The sequence below is a fragment of the Micromonospora antibiotica genome (genome assembly GCF_017599305.1).
GTDB lineage: Bacteria > Actinomycetota > Actinomycetes > Mycobacteriales > Micromonosporaceae > Micromonospora > Micromonospora antibiotica.
In genome coordinates, this window is sequence record NZ_JAGFWR010000062.1 from 1 (window position 1) to 1,327 (window position 1,327).

Consider the following 1,327-nt stretch of genomic DNA (forward strand, 5'->3'; position numbering starts at 1 on the left):
CAGGGCCCCGGCAAAGTCGTGACGGTGTCTGACTTGGGAGTCTTGGTATAGAAGCGCCGCTGTTGGTGGCAGCAAGACGGGCATGACCCGTTCAGAAGATCATCAAGGTTCCTACGCCACGGTGATCATCCGAAGTGAGTCATGCCCGCGCTGCCATCATCGCTGATCTCGTCCTTGACCCACGCACCGGCTCTCCCCCTGCCGGAAACCGCTGGCGGGCTGCCCGAAGCACTCGCCGGTCTACCTGATCCACGGGCCCGACGCGGTGTCCGGCACCGGCTGCCAGTCGTGCTCACCGCAGCGGTGTGCGCCGTGGTCGCCGGCTACCGCTCCTACACGGCGATCGCCGAATGGGTCGCCGATGTTCCGGTCTCGACAGCTCTCGCCCTGGGCATGACTCCCAACCGACGCCCGTCAGAGGCGATGATCCGTCGACTGCTGCAGGCCGTGGACCCGCAGTTGCTGACCACCGCGATCGGGGCATGGCTCGCCGACCGGGGCACCGCCACCGCCTCGACGACCGGCCGGGTGATCGCCGTCGATGGCAAGGCCCTGCGCGGCTCCCGCACCACCGACACCCCGGCCCGGCACGTGATGACCGCCTGCGACCAGGCCACCGGTGTGGCCCTGGCCAGCATCGACGTCGACGGCAAGACCAACGAGATCACCCGCTTCGCACCGCTGCTCGACCAGATCAGCAACCTACGCGACACCGTGGTCACCGCCGACGCCCTGCACTGCCAACGCGAGCACGTCACCTACCTCGCGCAACGCGGCGCACACTGGATCCTCACCGTCAAAGGCAACCAGCCCGGCCTGCACCGCCAACTCGCCGGCCTGCCCTGGCGGGCAGTCCCGGACGCCGCACGCGACGCCGACCGCGGACACGGCCGCCGCGAGATCCGCAGCTGCAAGATCCTGACGATCTCCACCGGCATCAACTTCCCGCACGCCGCCCAGGCCATCCAGATCCGCCGCCGCAGACGGCGCCTGGATCAGCCGAAACGCTTCACCACCGAGACCGTCTACGCCATCACCGACCTCCGCGTGCACCAGGCCAGACCGGCGCAACTGGCGGCATGGATCCGAGGCCACTGGTCGATCGAAAACAAGGTCCACTGGGTCCGCGACGTCACCTACGACGAAGACCGATCCCAGATCCGCACCGGCACCGGACCCGAAGTCATGGCCACCCTCCGCAACACCGCCATCAGCGCCCTACGCCTAACCGGGATCACCAACATCGCCGCCGCCAACCGACATCACGCCCGCGACAGCACCCGCCCACTGGCACTACTCGGCATCACCTGACTTTGCCGGGGCCCTG

General features: G+C 68.3%; 1 protein-coding gene. It reads left to right on the plus strand.

What is annotated here, in order from left to right; genetic code table 11:
• Positions 1 to 141: 141 nt before the first annotated feature.
• Entirely contained in the window at positions 142 to 1,311 is a 1,170-nt protein-coding gene (locus tag JQN83_RS32585; protein WP_244253672.1) for an ISAs1 family transposase, read from the plus strand.
• Positions 1,312 to 1,327 lie beyond the last annotated feature (16 nt).